Below are 17,035 nucleotides of genomic sequence, written 5' to 3'. Positions count from 1 at the left end.
CTTAACGACCCCCTACGGGAACTTCGACGACCACATTGCCGCGCGCGACGCGCACCACGGGTCCGGTGGAAAAGCCCGGCACCGGCGCGGCGGGCGCGGCCGAAGCTGCAGGCGCGGCGGCAGGCGCGCCCATCCCTGGCACGGTGCGCCGGGCGAAGCGCGACACGTCGCCGCCGGTGACGAAAGTGGTGTCGCTGTCGATCGGGCGCGACGCGACGGCGAGCAGCATCTGTCTTTCCGCCTTCGGATCCTTGCCGTCGCCGACGGTGACTTCGCCGGCGGCGATCGCCCGCTCCAGCTCTGCATTATTGTCGGCGATGGAGCGCAGCGACAGAGACAGCTGACCGAGCGCCTGGGCGAGCGCGATCTTCTCGGAGATGCGCGGCGTCGCCTCGAGCGTCACGGTGGAGAAAGTGGTGACTTCGGTCTTGCCGTCCTTGGTCTGCGCTTCGGTGCGCTGGTCGGTCGCCAGCACGCGGATGTTGCGGACGAAGGTCTCGGCCGCCTTGAGCGCCGGGCCGCCATCGCGGCCTTCGATCGTCTGGGTCAGCACCAGGTCGATTCGGTCTCCCGGGAAGACGAAGCCGGCGACGCCGCTCTTCGCATCGACCGGAACGGTGACGGCGCGCATGCCGGGTCCGAGCGCGGCGGCCAGGAAGCCGCGGTCGCCGGGCTTGACCAGCGCGCCCTGCGGGATCGGCTGGCCGGCGGCGATATTATAGCGGACGACGGTGCCGGGCTGCGGCGCGGCCTGCTCGCCCTGGACATAATAGGCTTCCTGGATCAGCTCCTTGGGCCAGGGCTGATAACGGAAGCTGTCCACCTGCAGGATGGTGCCGACAGGCAGGGCGCGAGTCGCGACCAGCACTTGCGGGCCCGTCGGCTGCTCTGCGGGGGCCGCTGCGACGGGCGTGCCGCCGGTGTTGAACAGGCTGCGCGCCATGACGGCGGTGACCCCAGCGATCACCAGCGCGCCGACCAGCAAGACAATCTTTCTCACATCCACGTCAGCTCACTCCCACTCGGGTCTCGCGACCCGCCCGCAGCTTTCAGGCAAACTGGTTAAGATAGCGTTCGCCAATGACCCAAAGACCCGCACAAGCGATTGCAACACCGTAAGGAATTTCGAGGTTTGTCTTGAGCTTGCGCAGCCGGTGCACGGCCAGGAAGCTCAAGGTCAGCAGCCCGCCGAGCAGCGACATCGCGACCAGCAGCTTCACCACCGCGAACAGCGGCAGCCACAGTGCCAGCGCGGCGAGCAATTTCACGTCGCCGCCGCCCATCCAGCCCATCGCGAACAGGAAAGCGAACATCCCGAACACGCAGGCGGAGAGCGCCAGCTGCACCGCCATGTCGGGCCAAATGGCCATCTCGGTCGCCCACCAATAGACCGGGGCGAGCAGCGCGATGAGCAGGTTCAATCCATTGGCGATCGTCCGCGAACGCAGGTCCGTCGCGGCTGCCCAGAGCAGCAGAAGCGCAAGGATCGCGAGCAGGGCATGACCAGCCATGCCACAATGTCTAGACGCCGAACCTTGCTTAACCGTAACCAGCCACCATGGTCTTTAACAGACGAGCGGTTCCGGACGGCGCCATCATCGGAAGCTGGCAGGCGGCGGATGACTGGCCGCACCGCACCTTCGAATGGCCGAGCGGCGGCGGGCGAGGCTCGATCCTGTTCCTCGGCGGCCGCGGCGACATTTTCGAAAAATATTTCGAGGCGTTCGATCATTGGCACCGCGCGGGCTGGTCCGTCTCCAGCTTCGACTGGCGCGGGCAGGGCGGATCGGGGCGGCTCTCGTCCGATCCGAAGTGCGGGCATGCCGCCGCCTTTGCGCCCTGGATCGACGATCTCGCCGCCTTTGTGGAGCAGTGGCGGACACGCGAGCCGAGCCTGCACGTGATCATTGCCCATTCCATGGGCGGTCATCTGACACTTCGGGCGCTGTCGGAAGAACGGATCGCTCCGGATGCCGCAGTGCTGGTCGCGCCGATGCTGGGGCTGAAAAGCGCACCCTTCGGCGCCCGAGTCGCGGCCAAGGTCGCCGGGCTGATGTGCCGGATCGGCAAGCCCGAGCGGCTCGCCTGGAAAGCAAACGAGCGTCCCGGCGTGCCGATGAAGGGCAGGCTCGCGCTGCTGACGCACGACCGCGAGCGCTACGAGGACGAGCTTTGGTGGAAGGCAGAGAAGCCAGAGATCGCCGTGGGCCCGCCCAGCTGGGCCTGGGTGGCCGAGGCCTATCGCTCGACCTTGTCGCTGGAAGAGCCGGGAAAACTGGAACGGATCGCTACACCTATCCTGATCCTGGGTGCCGAGCAGGACCGGCTGGTGGACTATGCCGCGATTCGCCGCTCAGCGGGGCGCTTGCCCAATGCAGCGCTGCGCAGCTGGGGGCCTGAGTCGGCACACGAGATTTTGCGGGAGGCGAACCAGGTGCGGAACGCTGCCCTTGCCGAAATCGACCGCTTCCTGGGCGAGCGCGCTCCGCCGGCATGAGCCGCTTCGACATCGTCATCATCGGCGCGGGCATCGCCGGCGCCAGCCTTGCCGCGGAGGTCGCGCCGCACGCCTCTGTGCTCATGCTCGAGGCTGAGGACCAGCCGGGCTATCACGCCACCGGCCGCTCCGCCGCCTTCTGGTCGGAGACCTATGGCGGGCCGCTGATTCAGCCGCTCACCTCCGCCTCCGGTCCTTGGCTGCAGGACCATGGCCTGTTGACGCCGCGCGGAGAACTTTACCTCGCCCGCGCCTCAGAATGGGGCGAGGTCGAGCGTATGATGGCCGCGTTCAACGGGCGCGTGGTCATGGAGCGCTGGTCCGTTGAGCAGGCACGCCGCTGGCTTCCGGGTCTTTCCAACGATTTCGCGGAAGCGCTCTGGATGCCGAGCTGCACCGACATCGACGTCGCCGGTGCGCACCAGCTCTTCCTCAAGGGCGCGCGGCAGGCGGGCGCGGAGCTACGCTGCGGCGCGCCGCTGGAGCGCGCGGAGCGCATGGGCTCGGGCTGGAGGCTCGTAGCTGGAGGGCCGGTGATCGAGGCAGGCGTCCTGGTCTCCGCCGCCGGTGCTTGGGCCGATCAGGTCGCGGCGCTCGCGGGCGTACCGCCGATCGGCATCCAGCCCTATCGCCGCACGGTCGTGCAGCTCGAGGTCGATCCCCCGGCGCCCGCCGACCTGCCGCTGGTCATGGCCATGGACGGCAGCTTCTACTTCAAGCCCGAGGCGGGCGGGCGCCTGTGGCTCAGCCCGCATGACGAAACGCCCGATTCGCCGTGCGACGCCGCCGCCGACGAGCTCGACGTGGCGGTCGCGATCGACCGGTTCGAGAAAGCCGCGCGTTGGCCGATCCGCCGCGTGGAGCGCCGCTGGGCCGGCCTGCGCAGCTTCGCGCCGGATCGGCTGCCTGTCTATGGCTTCGACCCGCTGGAGCCGCGCTTCTTCTGGTGCGCAGCTCAAGGCGGGTTCGGCATCCAGACCGCGCCCGCTGCTGCAAAAATGGCGGCCGCACTGCTCCTCGGCCGCCAGGTGGCGGAGATCGACCCGGCTCCCTATCTACCGGACCGGTTCCGTAACGGAGGCTCTCGTTGATCACGCTCTACACTTGGACGACGCCCAATGGCCGCAAGCCGGCGATCATGCTGGAGGAGCTTGGCTGGGCCTATGAAGTCAAGCCGATCAACATCGGCAAGGACGAGCAGTTCGCGCTCGACTTTCTGAAAGTCAGTCCGAACAATAAGATCCCGGCGATCGTGGATCACGATGCGGAGGGCGGGCCGCTGTCGATCTTCGAAAGCGGCGCGATCCTGACCTATTTGGCGGAGAAAAGCGGTCAGCTGCTCCCCGCGTCCGGCCACGCGCGGTTCAAGGCGCTCGAGTGGCTGCACTGGCAGATCGGCGGGCTGGGGCCGATGCTGGGCCAACTCGGCTATTTTGCCAATCGCGCGCCGGAAAAGCTGCCGCTGGCGATTGGTCGGTTCAGCGAGGAAAGCACGCGCCTGTTCGGCGTGATGGAGAAGAGGCTGCAGGGGGCGGAATATCTCGGCGGAGATTATTCGATCGCCGATATCGCCTGCTATCCCTGGATGGTCGCCGCCACGACGATGCTGAAAGAGCCACTCGCTGCCGCAATCGAGAAGTCGCCTGCGGTCGCAGCTTGGATGGACCGCGTCGGTGGCCGGCCGGCAGTGCAGCGCGGCATGAAGGTGCTGCAGGATTAGATCTCATTTTCGCTCGTCCTGAGCGGAGCGAAGCGTAGTCGAAGGGCGTGGCCTGGAGCAGGCGCCCCTCGACTTCGCTCGGGACGAGCGAAAAACGTCTCACCCCATCATCAGCGCGTCGATCGCGCCTTGCAGAATGTAGGCGGCGGCCATCTTGTCGACCAGCTCCGCTCGCCGGGCGCGGCTGGCATCGGCGTCGAGCAGGGTGCGGGTGACGGCCTGGGTCGACCATCGTTCGTCCCAGAGCAGGATCGGCAGGCCCGAAGGCGCCATGTTGCGGGCGAAGGCGCGGACGGACTGCGTGCGCGGACTGTCGCTGCCGTCGAGGTTCAAGGGCAGGCCAATCACCAGCCCTTTCACCGACTGGGCGCCGATGAGCTTGCCGAGAGCCGCCTTGTCGGCCCCGAATTTCGTCCGCTTGATCAGCTCGGCCGGACTCGCAATCGACCAGCCAGCGTCGCACAGAGCCGTGCCGATGGTCTTGGTGCCGACGTCCAGTCCGAGCAGCCGCCCGCCCATCGGCAGCGCCGCGCGGAATTCGGAAGCCAGCGAGGTGATCACTTCGCGAACGCCACCAGCCGCCGCTTCGCATCGGCGCGGACATTGGCCCAGAACAGACTGATGTCGAACACGTGGTAATTGTTCTCGGGCAGGACGTACTGGCCGAGCTTCGGGCCCGGGCCGATCAGCAATATGCCGCGGCCGTCGCAGCGTGCCGGGACTTCGCCCGGCCTCAGTTCGGCGGTTGCAAAATCGTCGCTCGGGAAAAGGGTGCCGAGATTGGCGCTCGCCGGCGCTTCTCCGTCCTTCGTGCCGGTGATCGGGTTGGTGCACAGGAAGGGCGTGTCCTTACGCGGCTGGCCGTTGAAGCCCGTCGTCGCGTCATAGGTGTCGATGATGAGCTTGGGGTCCGCCGGTTCGCCGAAGCTCTGCCATGAGAGCAGGCAGCCGGCTTGGTCCGCGGCCTCGCATGCGGGCAGCCCCAGCGCCTCGGTGTCGGTGGTCAGCGACACCGGCCAACCGACGACGTACGCCGCAACGACCCGGCGCGCGAGCGGAGTGCCGGCGACCTTCTCGCGCAGCAGCCGCGTCAGGTGCAGCGCGCCCTGGCTATGGCCGGCAAGGAAGATCGGCCGATCCTTCGGCACCTGCTGCACGAACTCCTCAAACGCGAGCGCCACATCGCGATAGGCGAGGTCCAAAGCCTTGCTCGCGTCTTCGGCGTTGGTCAGGAAGGCGCCGAAGGTCGCCTGCCGGTATTTGGGCGCCCACACCTCGGCGACTTCGTTCCACGCGCTCGCCTGGCCTCGAATGAACAGCCGCGCCCGCTGGCTGGCGTCCGGGTGGTCGAGCGGCATGTTCCAGGCGCTGCGGTCGAGGAAGCTGGTTGGGTGGATGAAGAACAGCGCGGCTTCCGGCTTGCGATTGGGCGCATAGCCTTCCGGCACCCACAAGGCCGGATCATTGGCGCTGTTGGGCGGGCGCGAATACCACATGCGCGGGTCCGCATAGGCTGTCTTCGGCTGGGACGGCTCCGCCTTGAAAGCGACCGTCGGCACCAGGGCGCGGGTGATCAGCTGCGTGCTCCACAGCTGCCAGGCGATTCCGGCGCCCAGCACCAGCACGATCAGCCCGGCGACGATGTACAGGAATTTGCGATCCACGCGGCGCAGGTAGCCACTCCCGCGCCATCCGCAACCCCGCCTTGCCGCCTTGGCCCTCCGATGCTAGCCGCGCCGCCATGTCCGTCGACCTGTCCACCGTGAAGAAAGTCGCCGGCCTCGCCCGCATCGCGATCAGCGACGTCGAGGCGGAGGCTTTGGTGCCCGAGCTCAACAATATCCTCGGCTGGATCGAGCAGTTGCAGGAGGTCGACACCTCGTCCGTCCAGCCGATGACGGCAGTGATCCCGAACACGCTCCGCCTGCGCGACGACGAAGTCACCGACGGTGATATCCGCGACAAGGTGCTGGCCAACGCACCCCAGGCCGAACACGGCTTCTTCGCCGTGCCCAAGGTGATCGAATAGTGACAGAACTCACCGAACTCACCGTCGCCGAATTGCGCGACGGCTTCCGCAGCGGCGCCTTCTCTGCGCGGGAGGCGGCGGAGGCATTCAATGCTGCCGTCGCGGGCGCGAAGATCCTGAATGCCTTCCTGATCGAGACGCCGGACCATGCGCTCGCCGCCGCCGACGCTGCCGACAAGGCGCGTGCCGCGGGAGAAGAGGCGAAGCCGCTCGCTGGTGTGCCATTGGGCATCAAGGACCTGTTCTGCACCGAAGGCGTGCAGACGACTGCCGCGTCGAACATCCTCGGCGGGTTCAAGCCTACTTACGAGTCCACCGTCACCGCCAATCTGTGGCGCGCGGGCGCCGGCATGCTCGGCAAGCTCAACATGGACCAGTTCGCCATGGGCTCGTCCAACGAGACGAGCGCATTCGGCAATGTCATTTCGCCCTGGCGGCGGAGCGATGGCGGCAATGCCGCGCTCGCGCCCGGAGGTTCCTCCGGCGGCAGCTCGGCAGCGGTTGCGGCCCGGATCGTCCCCGCCGCGACCGGTACCGACACCGGCGGTTCGATCCGCCAGCCCGCCGCTTTCACCGGCATTTCGGGCATTAAGCCGACCTATGGCCGCTGCTCGCGCTGGGGCGTGGTTGCCTTCGCCTCCTCGCTCGACCAGGCCGGACCGATGGCGCGCACGGTACGCGATTGCGCGATCATGCTGGAGGCGATGAGCGGCTTCGACCCGAAGGACGCGACGTCGCTCGACATGCCCGTGCCCGCCTGGGAACAGGGCCTGTCGCCCGATCTCAAGGGCAAGCGCATCGGCATCCCCAAGGAGTACCGCGTCGACAATATGCCGGCCGAGATCGACGCGCTGTGGCAGCAGGGAATCGCCTGGGCGAGGGATGCGGGCGCCGAGATCGTCGAAGTCTCCCTGCCGCACACGAAGTATGCGCTCCCGGCCTATTACATTATCGCGCCTGCCGAAGCTTCGTCGAACCTCGCCCGCTATGACGGCGTCCGCTACGGCCTGCGCGAGCTGCCCGACGGCGCCGGCCTGCAGGACATGTATGCCGCGACGCGCGCCGCCGGCTTCGGCGCCGAAGTGAAGCGTCGGCTGATGATCGGCACCTATGTGCTCTCCGCGGGCTTCTACGACGCTTATTACAACCAGGCGCAGAAGGTCCGTGCGCTGATCGCCCGCGACTTCGACGATGCCTGGGAGCAGTGCGACCTGCTGCTGACCCCGACCGCTCCGTCGGCGGCCTTCGCCTTGGGCGAGAAGTCGGCCGACCCGATCGCCATGTATCTGAACGACGTCTTCACCGTGCCCTCGTCGCTGGCCGGGCTGCCGGCCATGTCGGTGCCGGCGGGGCTGGACGGGCAGGGGCTGCCGCTCGGTCTGCAGATCATCGGCAAGGCGTTTGACGAGCAGGGCGTGCTGAACGCCGGCCTAGCGCTCGAGCAGCGGGCGGGCTTCACCGCCCGGCCCGATCGCTGGTGGTAGGCTGACGCAACCGCACCGCATCGCCGCGCTCGATGCCCTGCGCGGGCTGTGCGCAGTCGCGGTGGTGCTGTTCCATTTCCGCACCGAAGGCGTGCTGACGAACCTGCCCGCGATCCGCCGCGGCTGGATGTTCGTCGACTTTTTCTTCGTGCTGAGTGGCTTCGTGCTCGCTCATGCCTATTTCAGCGGGATCGGCAGGGGCGTGTCGCCCTGGCGCTTCCTCGGCCTGAGGCTTGGCCGAATCTATCCTTTGCACCTCGCGATGCTGTTGCTGATGCTGGCGGGAGAGGTCGGCCTGTGGCTGGTCGGCGGCGGCCGCGCCGCCTTCGCGCCCGGCCGCACGGTGGGCGACTTCATCAGCTCGCTGCTGCTGCTCCATGCCAGTGGGACGACGGACCGCCTCGTCTGGAACGGCCCGAGCTGGAGCATCGCCGCCGAGTTCTGGGCCTATGCCGCATTCGCCGCCCTGGCGCTCACCCGGCGCGTCTGGCCGTTCGCCCTGATGGCGGTGGCGGCCGGCCTGACGACGCTCGCCACCCACCCGGACCTGCACGACGCCAGCTTCGATCTCGGGGTCGTGCGCTGCCTCTATGGCTTTTCGCTGGGCGTGCTGGTGTGGCGGCTGCGCGGAGAGTCCGACTGGCGCCCGCCTGTCTGGCTCGCGACCCTGGCGGAGATATTGCTCGTGGCGGCGGTGATCGGCTTCGCGTCGCTCGTCTGGGGCGGCGCACGCACGCTCCTCGCCCCGATCCTGTTCGCCGCCGCCGTCGCCGTCTTCGCCGATGATGCCGGCCTCGTCAGCCGCCTGCTGAGGCTGCGCCCCTTCGCCCTGCTCGGCACGCTCTCCTACGGCATCTATATGGTGCACCCGTTCGTGCAGGCGCGGCTGATGGAGGTACTGGCCAGGCTCGGCCTCGCCGAGACCGGATCACCGGACCGGCTCACCGCCCAAGGCTGGCAAGCCGACGCGATCACCCTGGCGACGCTGGCACTGGTCATCGCCGCCGCGGCCATCGCCTACCGCTACGTAGAAGCGCCGGCGCGTGGTTGGACGAGGCGGCGCTTGGGGGTCGCGGACCGGGGAGGGGACGCTGCCGCCTGGTAGCGCTGGCGAACGCGCAATTAGGGCGTCGATCTGCTGTGCCGAGCAGCACCTGCACCGTTATCTTGCCGAGTTCGAGTTCCGGTATAACCACCGCATCGCCAATGGCGTGGATGATCGCCAGCGCGCCGTTCAGAGCCTCAAGGGTATCGTCGGCAAGCGGCGACATGCTGGACGACATCGATCTACAAGGCGCCAGCACCACGTTTGGATCACAGAACCCGGAAAAGCTGACATTCCACGGCGTGAAGATCAGCGTGCGCCCTGAAGTGATCCTGCGGGCGGATGGGCCGAAAGGTCAAAAAATGGTGGGTGCCGTCAAACTGCACTTCACCAAAACCCACTGTCACGACGGCGAATCCGCAGGATATGTGTCCGCCGTCGTTCAAGAGTATCTGCGTGCGTTCGTCATCGAAGGGGAAGAGATCGTCGCGCCTCACCTCTGTCCAGTTATTGATATTGGTTCGGGGCAGGTCTTTCCGGGCGTGAAAGCTACCGCCAAACGGCTTAAGGACATTGAGGCTGAGTGCCACAATATCCAGGCACTGTGGCCGACAATTTGAACGTGGGGGGCGTGCATGACTGGACGTGAGATCGTGGAGTTAGTCGCGATCCTGACTATACCCCTGACGATCGTGGTGGTCATCGTCGAGCGCATGATAACAAAACGAGGGCTGGGCGTCCGAGCTATGCAAGTCATCGCCACGGCCACCTTTATGCCTTCCATAATCGTATTGGCGCTCGAGAAGCTGATCGACGGTGCAACCGTGGCTGCACTTGTTGGCGGGATGGTCGGCTATCTTTTCTCGAACATCAGCGAGTTTGATCGTCGCCCGCGAAACGGCGGCAGCGATGTGGGGTTGTAAGCTACTCATACGTCGAAAAAGTGCCTCGAACGAAAACCCGCTGTCCTATTACCAACCAAATAGGTCAAACTGCTCTCCTTTGAACAAAGGAGAATGGTTATGTCCGATTCGCCCGATCTCCCCGAGGAACAACCCGCCAGCTGGGAGCAGCAGCTCGAAGACGCCGCCCAGGATGCGACGCCGTCCCGGCGTTGGGCGTTCGATGCGGCGCGGAAGAAGACGTTTCTCAAAGCGCTTTCTAAAGGGGCGACACTGACGGAGGCAGCGCGGGCGGCGTCGGTCAGCCGCTCGACCATCTATCTGCACCAGAAGGAGGATGCGAACTTCGCGGCCGCGTGCCTGGCGGCGCAGAAGGTGATCGCGCCGGTGGCCGAGCTGGCCGCCTTCGATCGCGCCGTCACCGGCATCGAGGAAGATGTGATCCATTACGGCAAGCATGTCGGCACGCGCGTCAAGCGCTCCGACGCGCTGCTGCAGACGCTGCTCAAAGGCTCGAACCCGGAGAAATATGGCCCGCAGGCCGGCGCGTCGCGCGGCAAAAAGACGCTGGGCAAGAAGCGGATGCTGCGCCTGCGGCAGGAGATCCGCGCCGAGATCGAGGCTGAGCTGGAAGCGGAGCAGGAGGCGCAGCACGGTTCGAAGGAAGACGTCATCGCGCGCATCATGCGCAAGCTGCGTCGTTTACGGGATCAACAGATCAGGGATGAGGGCTATACCGAACACAAGGAGACGGAGCTGCTCATCCCGCCGGGCTGGAAGCTGGTTCCGATCGGACGCGCAAATGAACATATTGCGTGTCCGACATGTCCGATGTCCGAGCGCCCGGCCCAGGCCGCGCCCGCGCTCGGGTGATGTCAGGCCGGCACGAACCGCAGCGCGAGACCATTGATGCAGTGGCGCTTGCCGGTGGGCTTGGGGCCATCGTCGAAGATATGGCCGAGATGCCCGCCGCAGCGGCGGCAATGTTCCTCGACCCGCTCGAAGCCTAATTTGCGGTCGGTGGTGGTGCCGGTGGCGCCGGGGAGCGCTGCCCAGAAGCTCGGCCAGCCGGTACCGCTCTCATATTTCGTCCTGGACGAGAAAAGCGGCTGGGCGCAGCCGGCGCAGACGAAGGTGCCGGCGCGTTTTTCCTTCAGCAGCGGGCTGGTGCCCGGCCGCTCCGTGTCTTCCTCGCGCAACACGGCATAGACGGCGGGCTTCAGTCGCTTGCGCCATTCCGCCGGGCTCAGCCGGAAGCGCGGGTCGGCGGCGGGGGATGCAGCGCTCGCGCCGCCGCCCAGCCACATCGCACCGGCGGCCGCGGCACCGGATACAAGAAGCATTCGACGATCGATCATGGCAACTCCGCTCGCGCTGTTTGGGGTCAGCTACGTGGGAAGCAGCGCCGCGGCTTCAATATTTGCTGATTTGGACCGGCAACGTGCGATAGCCGTTCACGAAGCAGGCGCTCACCCGCACCGGTTCCTCCATCACGTTCACCCGCATCCGACGCTTGGCCATTTCCTCCAGCAACACGGCGATCTGCAGCTCGGCGAGACGGGCGCCGACGCAGCGGTGAATGCCGTAACCAAAGGCGAGGTGCCGCCGCGCATTCTCGCGATCGACGATCAATTTGTCGGCATTGGGAAAGACGCTCTCGTCGCGATTGGCGGAGATGTACCAGAGCGCGAGCTTGTCGCCGGCCTTGATCTGCTGCCCTTCGAGTTCGGTGTCTTCCTTCGCGGTGCGGCGCATATGGGCGAGCGGCGTCTGCCAGCGGATGATTTCCTGCACCGCATTGTGGATCAGGTCGGGATTCTGCTCGAGCTTCGCGCGCTCGTCCGGAAATTTGTCGAGGCCATAGACGGCGCCGGTCATCGAGTTGCGCGTGGTGTCGTTGCCGCCGACGATCAGCAGGATCAGGTTCCCGATGAACTCATTGTCGGGCATGCTCGACATGGCCTCGGAATGCATCATCATCGAGATGAGGTCGGGCGTCGGCTCCTTGCCGAGCTTCGAGTCCCACAGCTTCTTGAAATAGGTCATGCACTCGAACATGTGCCCGAGCCGCTCCTGGCGGGTCGCCTCGTTGTGGACCAGCTCGATATCGCCGGCCCAGTCGGACCAGAAGGTCAGCTTGCGCCGGTCCTCCCACGGGAAATCGAACAGGATCGCCAGCATCTGGGTGGTGAGCTCGATCGAGACCCGGTCGACCCAGTCGAACGTCTCGCCCCAGGGCAGTTCGTCCAGGATTTCCGCGGTGCGGCGGCGGACATCGCCCGACATGCGGACGATCTCGCTGGGAGTGAAGGCTGGCGCGACGGTGCGGCGCTGGGCGGTGTGCACCGGCCGGTCGCGGGCGATGAACATCGGCATCGCATAATCGTCGGCCAGGCGGTCGGCGAGGGTGATGCCGCCTGCTTCCGAGGAGAAAAGCTCCGGCAGCGATTCGACATGGACGATCGGCTTGTAGGTCGAGACCGACCAATAGGGGCCGAAGCTGCTATGTTCGCACTTATAGACCGGCGCCTCGGTGCGCAGACGGCGGAACGGCTCGTGCCACTTATGCTCGCGGTAGATTTCAGCCCGGCTGACATCCAGCGGATCGGTGAAACTCTCGACCGGCGGCTGTGCGAGAGTGGCCATATCCTTCTCCTGACTCGGTCTCGTTTGCCGGGGAGAGTGCCATTGCTGACACCTAAGTTAAAGAGGGTTTTCGCCTGCAACTGATCGCGTGGAACGGGTCCGCTCCCCCATTGTTCTGACGATGGAAGGAAACGAGGTCGCGACGAAATGAAACGCCTGACTTTTGCTACACTTGGCCTGGCCGCGCTGCTCGCTGGCTGCGCCACGCCGACGCCGTACCAGCCGCTCGGCGCCCCTACGGGCGTCCGCGGCGGCTTCTCGGAACAGCGGATCGAGGCAAACCGGTTCCGGGTGATGTTCGCGGGCAACCAGTTCACCGCCCGCGAGACGGTGGAGAATTACCTGCTCTTCCGCGCTGCGGAACTGACCGTGCAGCAAGGCTATGACGGCTTCACCCTGGTGGACCGTGAGACTGACCGCCGCACATCGGTGCAGACCACGCCGCGCCCGTTCGGCGCCGGCCCTTGGGGCTATTGGGGACCGAGCTGGCGCTATTATGGCGGCGGCTTTGGCTGGCGGGCGTGGGATCCCTGGGGTTACGACCCGTTTTGGGCCGACACGATCGACGTCCGTACCATCGACCGGTTCGAAGCCTTTGCCGAGATCGTGATGTTCAAGGGCCGTCCCCGCGACGCTCGCGACTTCGATGCGCGCGAGGTGATGCAGAACTTGGGGCCGACGATCCAGGGGCCTCCGCCGCCTCGGTGACCTCCTTCCGGCGTATCGAGCGAAGTCGAGATACGCTTCTCGACGTCGCTCGAAGCGAACGGAGTAGAACTTATTTCTTCCGGCCGAAATCCACCGTCACGACGTTCGAGCCATCTTCGGCCGGAGTCACAGTGGGACCGTCATTCTCGGCGGCTTCGTGCGGCTCGGGACCGGCATCCTCGCCTTGCGCCTGGAACTGCAGCGCGAAGTTGACCGCCGGATCGACGAAGCCGGTGACCGCAGCGAACGGAATCGAGAGCTTGGCGGGCACCTGATTGAAGCTGAGCCCCACCTCGAAATGCTGGTCGCCGACCTTCAGGTCCCAGAACTTATTCTGGAGCACGATCGTCATCTCGTCGGGGAAGCGTTCGGTCAGGTGCTTGGGCAGATCGACGCCGGGATGACCGGTCTTGAAGGTGATGTAGAAATGATGCTCGCCGGGCAGCCCGCCCGATTCCTGCACTTCGCCCAGCACGCGACCGACGACGGCGCGCAGCGCCTCCTGCACGATCTCGTCGTACGGAATCAGGCTGTCGGGCGGAGTCTCGCTCATCCCCTCGACTCGTAAAGGGGCGAGCGGGCGGGTCAAGCCACGTTGCAAAGCGGAACACTTGTTCGCATAGGCGCGCCATGCGCACGGCCACGGTGAACCGAAACACCAGCGAGACGAAGATCGCGGTGACCGTCAATCTCGATGGGACGGGAGCCTATCGGGTCGCGACCGGCATAGGCTTTCTCGATCACATGCTCGAACAGCTGTCCCGCCATTCGCTAATTGACCTGGACGTCGCGGTCGAAGGCGATCTGCATATCGATCAGCACCACACAACCGAAGATTCGGCGCTGGCGATCGGCGAGGCAATCTCCCAGGCACTGGCAGACCGGCGCGGCATCACCCGCTATGGCACCGCCTATGCGCCGATGGACGAGGCGTTGACCCGCTGCGCGCTCGACATTTCCGGACGGCCCTTCCTCGTCTGGAAGCTGGAGTTCACCCAGGAGAAGCTTGGCGAGTGGGATACTGAACTGGTCGAACACTGGTTCCACAGCTTTGCCCAGACGGCCGGCCTGACGCTCCATGTCGACAATCTTTACGGCCGCAACAATCACCATCTGGTCGAAAGCGCGTTCAAGGCGCTTGCCCGGGCGCTGCGCCAGGCGGTCGAGATCGATCCGCGCAAGGCCGATGCGGTGCCGTCCACCAAGGGTACACTTGGTGGCTGAAACGGTCGCGCTGGTCGATTACGGCGCCGGCAATCTCTTTTCGGTCCATAACGCGCTGAGGGCAGCCGGAGCCGAGCGGATCGCGGTCACCGCCGACCCGATCGGCATCCGCATGGCAGACCGCATCGTGCTGCCCGGCGTGGGCGCGTTCGGCGCGGCAATGCGGGCGCTGGCTGCCGTGCCCGGCATGATCGAGGCGCTGAACGAAGTCGTTGTCGAAAAGGGCCGCCCCTTTCTCGGCGTCTGCGTCGGCATGCAGCTGATGGCGGAAGCCGGCGAGGAGCATGGGACGACGCCGGGCCTGGGCTGGATGAAGGGCCGGGTGGGGGCGTTGCCCGCTTCGCCGGAACTTAAGGTCCCGCATATGGGCTGGAACGATGTCCGCCCTCGCGCCGAGCACCCGCTGATTGCGGACGGGGAGGCCTATTTCCTTCACGGCTATGCCTATGAAGGCGAAGGCGTGCTGGCGGACACGGATCATGGCGGTCCGGTCACCGCCGCGATCGGCCGTGACAATATGGCAGGCGTGCAATTCCATCCGGAAAAAAGCCAGCTTTATGGGATCGAGCTGCTGAGGAGATTTCTGGCATGGCGGCGATGAAATCCTCCCCGGCAAGGGGAGGGGGACCAGCCGCAGGCTGGTGGAGGGGGCCCTCCGCCTGTGCCAGCCTTTGGGCCCCCTCCACCACGCCGTTGCGCGGCGCGGTCCCCCTCCCCGTGCCGGGGAGGATCAGATGATCGTCTTTCCGGCCATCGACCTGAAGGGCGGACAGGTGGTGCGGCTCGCCGAGGGCGATATGGACCGCGCCACCGTCTATGCCGACGACCCCGCAGCTCAGGCAGAGCGGTTCGCCGCGGCCGGCGCGGAGTGGATCCATGTCGTCGATCTGGACGGCGCCTTTGCCGGCGAGAGCGTCAACGGCATAGCCGTCCGCCGCATCGTCAACGCCTTCCGCGGCAATGTGCAGCTCGGCGGGGGAATCCGCTCGCGCGAGGCGATCGAGCGCTGGTTTGATTACGGGGTGGTGCGGGCGGTGATCGGCACCGCCGCCCTCACCGACCCTGATCTGGTGAAGGGCGCCGCGCGCGACTTTCCCGGCCGGATCGTCGTCGCGGTCGATGCACGCGACGGCATGGTGGCGACGGCCGGTTGGGCCGATGTGTCCGACGTGCCCGTTATAGACCTTGCCCGCCGCTTCGAGGATGTGGGGGTAGCTGCGCTGCTGTTCACCGACGTGGGCCGGGACGGCATGCTGCGGGGCGTGAACGTCGAGGGGACGGTCGCCTTGGCCGATGGCCAGTCGCTGCCGGTGATTGCCAGCGGCGGCCTCGCCGGCATGGAGGACATCGCAGCGCTGAAGCCTCATACCGGCATCGAGGGTGTGATCACCGGCCGCGCCATCTACGACGGTCGCATCGACCTCGCAGACGCGATCGAGGCCGCCGCGAGATGACCGTCCGCGTTCGAGTCATCCCCTGCCTCGACGTCGCGAATGGGCGCGTGGTGAAGGGCGTGAACTTCGTCGACTTGGCGGATGCCGGCGATCCGGTCGAGCAGGCGCGCGCCTATGACGCGGCGGGCGCGGACGAGCTCTGCTTCCTCGACATCACCGCCAGCCACGAAGCGCGGGGCACGATGGTCGAGGTTGTGCGGCGCACGGCCGAGGTCTGCTTCATGCCGCTGACCGTCGGCGGCGGCGTGCGCTCGGTCGAGGATGCCCGAGCGTTGCTGCTTGCCGGTGCCGATAAGGTCGCAGTCAACTCGGCTGCCGTGGCCCGGCCGGAGCTGGTCGCCGAGGTGGCCGATCGCTTCGGCAGCCAATGCGTGGTCGCCTCGATCGACGCCCGCGCGGTGACGAAGGACCGGTGGGAGATCTTCACTCATGGCGGCCGCCGCGAGACGGGCATCGATGCCGTCGAACACGCGCTGCGGCTGGCGGAACTTGGCGCCGGCGAACTGCTCGTCACCTCGATGGACCGGGACGGCACGCAGGGGGGCTATGACTTGGCGCTGACCCGAACCATCGCAGACGCCGTGCAGGTGCCGGTGGTCGCAAGCGGCGGCGTCGGCGAACTCGAGCATCTTGTCGCGGGCGTCAGGGACGGCCATGCCTCCGCCGTGCTCGCGGCCTCCATCTTCCATTTCGGCCATCACACGATCGCAGAAGCGCACGCCGCGCTGGGTGCGGCCGGCTATCCGGTGCGGCGTCATGACTGAGGATCGGCTGCTTCAGCTGTCGGAACTCATCCGTGCTCGGCGAGGCGCCGACCCGTCCGACTCCTACGTGGCCCGGCTGCTCGCAAAAGGGCGCGAGCGGATCGCGCAGAAGGTCGGCGAAGAGGCCGTCGAAGCCGTGATCGCCGCGACCAAGGGGAATGCTGAAGGGCTGACTTCGGAAGCCGCCGATCTGCTTTTCCATCTGGCCGTGCTGCTGGAGAGCATGGGGCTGAGTTTTGACGATGTCCTGGCGGAACTGGACCGGCGCAGGGGCGTCTCCGGCCTTGCGGAGAAAGCATCCCGCTCCGGCGTTATGCCTCCGCGAAAAGGAGATTGAGATGATCGGCAAGGTGATCGGCGCGCTCGTCGGGCGCGAACTCGGACGGCGCAGCGGGCGCGGCGGCAGCGGCATGTTGACCGGCGCATTGGCGGCCGGGGCGCTGCGGCGCATGGGTCCCCTGGGCATGATCCTGGGCGGCGCTTATGTCGCCAAGAAGGCGATGGACCGCCGCCGCGGCCGCTACTGACGTTGACGCGAGGGCGGGCACGGGCCAGTAGCGCA

Annotated in this window: 23 protein-coding genes and 1 pseudogene; 17 read left to right on the top strand and 7 right to left on the bottom strand. The window is 66.4% G+C overall.

What is annotated here, in order from left to right; translation table 11 throughout:
• Position 1: 1 nt before the first annotated feature.
• Together cpaB and VGT77_RS11105 are read right to left on the bottom strand one after the other, a co-directional pair.
• Positions 2-1,006, bottom strand: coding sequence for a Flp pilus assembly protein CpaB (cpaB, locus tag VGT77_RS11110; RefSeq protein WP_327462532.1), 1,005 nt, complete (start codon positions 1,004-1,006; stop codon positions 2-4).
• A gap of 43 nt (positions 1,007-1,049) precedes the next feature.
• Positions 1,050-1,511: an A24 family peptidase gene (locus tag VGT77_RS11105; protein WP_327462530.1), complete on the bottom strand. Its 462-nt coding sequence runs from the start codon at positions 1,509-1,511 to the stop codon at positions 1,050-1,052.
• A gap of 47 nt (positions 1,512-1,558) precedes the next feature.
• On the opposite strand from VGT77_RS11105, the gene VGT77_RS11100 reads away from it, so the two are divergent.
• From VGT77_RS11100 to VGT77_RS11090, 3 genes are read left to right on the top strand one after another with little or no spacing between them, the layout of a single operon-like run.
• Positions 1,559-2,497: an alpha/beta hydrolase gene (locus VGT77_RS11100; RefSeq protein WP_327462528.1), complete on the top strand. Its 939-nt coding sequence runs from the start codon at positions 1,559-1,561 to the stop codon at positions 2,495-2,497.
• Positions 2,494-3,588 carry an FAD-dependent oxidoreductase gene (locus VGT77_RS11095; RefSeq protein WP_327462526.1) on the top strand — a complete coding sequence of 365 codons (1,095 nt, stop codon included), beginning with the start codon at positions 2,494-2,496 and terminating at the stop codon, positions 3,586-3,588. Before VGT77_RS11100 ends, VGT77_RS11095 begins: the two co-directional genes overlap by 4 nt.
• Positions 3,585-4,217, top strand: a complete 633-nt coding sequence (locus VGT77_RS11090; protein ID WP_327462524.1) for a glutathione S-transferase N-terminal domain-containing protein — start codon at positions 3,585-3,587, stop codon at positions 4,215-4,217. The genes VGT77_RS11095 and VGT77_RS11090 overlap by 4 nt, the downstream gene beginning before the upstream one ends.
• Positions 4,218-4,316: 99 nt before the next feature.
• On the opposite strand, the gene ruvX is transcribed toward VGT77_RS11090, so the two are convergent.
• Positions 4,317-4,736 carry a Holliday junction resolvase RuvX gene (ruvX, locus tag VGT77_RS11085; protein WP_414713389.1) on the bottom strand — a complete coding sequence of 140 codons (420 nt, stop codon included), beginning with the start codon at positions 4,734-4,736 and terminating at the stop codon, positions 4,317-4,319.
• A 38-nt stretch (positions 4,737-4,774) separates the two neighbouring features.
• A complete protein-coding gene (locus VGT77_RS11080; protein ID WP_327462520.1) occupies positions 4,775-5,881 on the bottom strand; it encodes a DUF3089 domain-containing protein in 1,107 nt (368 codons plus the stop codon).
• Between the two features lie 77 nt (positions 5,882-5,958).
• Here VGT77_RS11080 and gatC point away from each other — a divergent pair, with 77 nt between their 5' ends.
• The 7 genes and pseudogenes from gatC to VGT77_RS11045 all read left to right on the top strand — a co-directional run bounded on the left by gatC (position 5,959) and on the right by VGT77_RS11045 (position 10,550).
• Complete coding sequence (gatC, locus tag VGT77_RS11075) at positions 5,959-6,246, top strand: Asp-tRNA(Asn)/Glu-tRNA(Gln) amidotransferase subunit GatC (RefSeq protein ID WP_327462518.1); 288 nt, start codon at positions 5,959-5,961, stop codon at positions 6,244-6,246.
• Positions 6,246-7,730 (top strand): Asp-tRNA(Asn)/Glu-tRNA(Gln) amidotransferase subunit GatA, encoded by a 1,485-nt coding sequence (gatA, locus tag VGT77_RS11070; protein ID WP_327462516.1) that lies wholly within the window; start codon positions 6,246-6,248, stop codon positions 7,728-7,730. The genes gatC and gatA overlap by 1 nt, the downstream gene beginning before the upstream one ends.
• Positions 7,717-8,835 (top strand): acyltransferase, encoded by a 1,119-nt coding sequence (locus VGT77_RS11065; protein WP_327462633.1) that lies wholly within the window; start codon positions 7,717-7,719, stop codon positions 8,833-8,835. Before gatA ends, VGT77_RS11065 begins: the two co-directional genes overlap by 14 nt.
• Before the next feature lie 34 nt (positions 8,836-8,869).
• Positions 8,870-8,995: pseudogene (locus VGT77_RS11060) on the top strand (IS1595 family transposase); the annotation flags it as partial.
• Positions 8,996-8,999: 4 nt separating this feature from the next.
• Positions 9,000-9,395 carry a hypothetical protein gene (locus tag VGT77_RS11055; protein ID WP_327462514.1) on the top strand — a complete coding sequence of 132 codons (396 nt, stop codon included), beginning with the start codon at positions 9,000-9,002 and terminating at the stop codon, positions 9,393-9,395.
• A 15-nt stretch (positions 9,396-9,410) separates the two neighbouring features.
• Entirely contained in the window at positions 9,411-9,698 is a 288-nt protein-coding gene (locus VGT77_RS11050) for a hypothetical protein (protein ID WP_327462512.1), read from the top strand.
• 99 nt (positions 9,699-9,797) lie between these two features.
• Entirely contained in the window at positions 9,798-10,550 is a 753-nt protein-coding gene (locus VGT77_RS11045) for a hypothetical protein (RefSeq protein ID WP_327462510.1), read from the top strand.
• A 2-nt stretch (positions 10,551-10,552) separates the two neighbouring features.
• Here the strand turns inward: VGT77_RS11045 and msrB are convergent, their stop codons facing one another.
• The gene (msrB, locus tag VGT77_RS11040) at positions 10,553-11,035 is read right to left on the bottom strand and encodes a peptide-methionine (R)-S-oxide reductase MsrB (RefSeq protein WP_327462508.1); all 483 of its coding nucleotides are present in this window, start codon (positions 11,033-11,035) and stop codon (positions 10,553-10,555) included.
• Positions 11,036-11,090: 55 nt separating this feature from the next.
• Positions 11,091-12,323: a cytochrome P450 gene (locus VGT77_RS11035; RefSeq protein WP_327462506.1), complete on the bottom strand. Its 1,233-nt coding sequence runs from the start codon at positions 12,321-12,323 to the stop codon at positions 11,091-11,093.
• Between the two features lie 147 nt (positions 12,324-12,470).
• Here VGT77_RS11035 and VGT77_RS11030 point away from each other — a divergent pair, with 147 nt between their 5' ends.
• Complete coding sequence (locus VGT77_RS11030) at positions 12,471-13,031, top strand: CC0125/CC1285 family lipoprotein (RefSeq protein WP_327462504.1); 561 nt, start codon at positions 12,471-12,473, stop codon at positions 13,029-13,031.
• A 70-nt stretch (positions 13,032-13,101) separates the two neighbouring features.
• On the opposite strand, the gene VGT77_RS11025 is transcribed toward VGT77_RS11030, so the two are convergent.
• Positions 13,102-13,584 carry an SspB family protein gene (locus tag VGT77_RS11025; protein WP_327462502.1) on the bottom strand — a complete coding sequence of 161 codons (483 nt, stop codon included), beginning with the start codon at positions 13,582-13,584 and terminating at the stop codon, positions 13,102-13,104.
• 77 nt (positions 13,585-13,661) lie between these two features.
• Here VGT77_RS11025 and hisB point away from each other — a divergent pair, with 77 nt between their 5' ends.
• The 6 genes from hisB (at position 13,662) to VGT77_RS10995 (ending at position 17,000) form a co-directional block, all read left to right on the top strand.
• The gene (gene hisB, locus VGT77_RS11020) at positions 13,662-14,255 is read left to right on the top strand and encodes an imidazoleglycerol-phosphate dehydratase HisB (RefSeq protein ID WP_327462500.1); all 594 of its coding nucleotides are present in this window, start codon (positions 13,662-13,664) and stop codon (positions 14,253-14,255) included.
• Positions 14,218-14,856: an imidazole glycerol phosphate synthase subunit HisH gene (gene hisH, locus VGT77_RS11015; protein WP_327462498.1), complete on the top strand. Its 639-nt coding sequence runs from the start codon at positions 14,218-14,220 to the stop codon at positions 14,854-14,856. Before hisB ends, hisH begins: the two co-directional genes overlap by 38 nt.
• Positions 14,857-14,989: 133 nt before the next feature.
• Positions 14,990-15,709, top strand: a complete 720-nt coding sequence (gene hisA / locus VGT77_RS11010) for a 1-(5-phosphoribosyl)-5-[(5-phosphoribosylamino)methylideneamino]imidazole-4-carboxamide isomerase (RefSeq protein ID WP_327462496.1) — start codon at positions 14,990-14,992, stop codon at positions 15,707-15,709.
• A complete protein-coding gene (hisF, locus tag VGT77_RS11005) occupies positions 15,706-16,473 on the top strand; it encodes an imidazole glycerol phosphate synthase subunit HisF (RefSeq protein WP_327462494.1) in 768 nt (255 codons plus the stop codon). The genes hisA and hisF overlap by 4 nt, the downstream gene beginning before the upstream one ends.
• Positions 16,466-16,810 (top strand): phosphoribosyl-ATP diphosphatase, encoded by a 345-nt coding sequence (locus VGT77_RS11000; protein ID WP_327462493.1) that lies wholly within the window; start codon positions 16,466-16,468, stop codon positions 16,808-16,810. Before hisF ends, VGT77_RS11000 begins: the two co-directional genes overlap by 8 nt.
• Position 16,811: 1 nt before the next feature.
• A complete protein-coding gene (locus VGT77_RS10995) occupies positions 16,812-17,000 on the top strand; it encodes a hypothetical protein (protein ID WP_327462491.1) in 189 nt (62 codons plus the stop codon).
• Positions 17,001-17,035 lie beyond the last annotated feature (35 nt).

Origin of the sequence: Sphingomonas sp. (assembly GCF_035944535.1) — a bacterium.
Taxonomy (GTDB): Bacteria; Pseudomonadota; Alphaproteobacteria; order Sphingomonadales; family Sphingomonadaceae; genus Sphingomonas_B.
The sequence above is the reverse complement of the archived record's forward strand: the minus strand, read 5'-3'. Positions and strand labels throughout refer to the sequence as shown.

Bases quoted from the DNA above. Each gene is read 5' to 3' on its own strand.
- gatC (WP_327462518.1), top strand. From the start codon at position 5,959: ATGTCCGTCGACCTGTCCACCGTGAAGAAAGTCGCCGGCCTCGCCCGC.
- VGT77_RS11035 (WP_327462506.1), bottom strand. From the start codon at position 12,323: ATGGCCACTCTCGCACAGCCGCCGGTCGAGAGTTTCACCGATCCGCTG.
- VGT77_RS11050 (WP_327462512.1), top strand. From the start codon at position 9,411: ATGACTGGACGTGAGATCGTGGAGTTAGTCGCGATCCTGACTATACCC.
- VGT77_RS11025 (WP_327462502.1), bottom strand. From the start codon at position 13,584: ATGAGCGAGACTCCGCCCGACAGCCTGATTCCGTACGACGAGATCGTG.
- VGT77_RS10995 (WP_327462491.1), top strand. From the start codon at position 16,812: ATGATCGGCAAGGTGATCGGCGCGCTCGTCGGGCGCGAACTCGGACGG.
- hisA (WP_327462496.1), top strand. From the start codon at position 14,990: ATGATCGTCTTTCCGGCCATCGACCTGAAGGGCGGACAGGTGGTGCGG.
- hisF (WP_327462494.1), top strand. From the start codon at position 15,706: ATGACCGTCCGCGTTCGAGTCATCCCCTGCCTCGACGTCGCGAATGGG.
- ruvX (WP_414713389.1), bottom strand. From the start codon at position 4,736: ATGGGCGGGCGGCTGCTCGGACTGGACGTCGGCACCAAGACCATCGGC.
- hisH (WP_327462498.1), top strand. From the start codon at position 14,218: ATGCGGTGCCGTCCACCAAGGGTACACTTGGTGGCTGAAACGGTCGCG.
- VGT77_RS11030 (WP_327462504.1), top strand. From the start codon at position 12,471: ATGAAACGCCTGACTTTTGCTACACTTGGCCTGGCCGCGCTGCTCGCT.
- VGT77_RS11000 (WP_327462493.1), top strand. From the start codon at position 16,466: ATGACTGAGGATCGGCTGCTTCAGCTGTCGGAACTCATCCGTGCTCGG.
- hisB (WP_327462500.1), top strand. From the start codon at position 13,662: ATGCGCACGGCCACGGTGAACCGAAACACCAGCGAGACGAAGATCGCG.
- VGT77_RS11095 (WP_327462526.1), top strand. From the start codon at position 2,494: ATGAGCCGCTTCGACATCGTCATCATCGGCGCGGGCATCGCCGGCGCC.
- VGT77_RS11100 (WP_327462528.1), top strand. From the start codon at position 1,559: ATGGTCTTTAACAGACGAGCGGTTCCGGACGGCGCCATCATCGGAAGC.
- VGT77_RS11045 (WP_327462510.1), top strand. From the start codon at position 9,798: ATGTCCGATTCGCCCGATCTCCCCGAGGAACAACCCGCCAGCTGGGAG.
- VGT77_RS11105 (WP_327462530.1), bottom strand. From the start codon at position 1,511: ATGGCTGGTCATGCCCTGCTCGCGATCCTTGCGCTTCTGCTGCTCTGG.
- msrB (WP_327462508.1), bottom strand. From the start codon at position 11,035: ATGATCGATCGTCGAATGCTTCTTGTATCCGGTGCCGCGGCCGCCGGT.
- VGT77_RS11055 (WP_327462514.1), top strand. From the start codon at position 9,000: ATGCTGGACGACATCGATCTACAAGGCGCCAGCACCACGTTTGGATCA.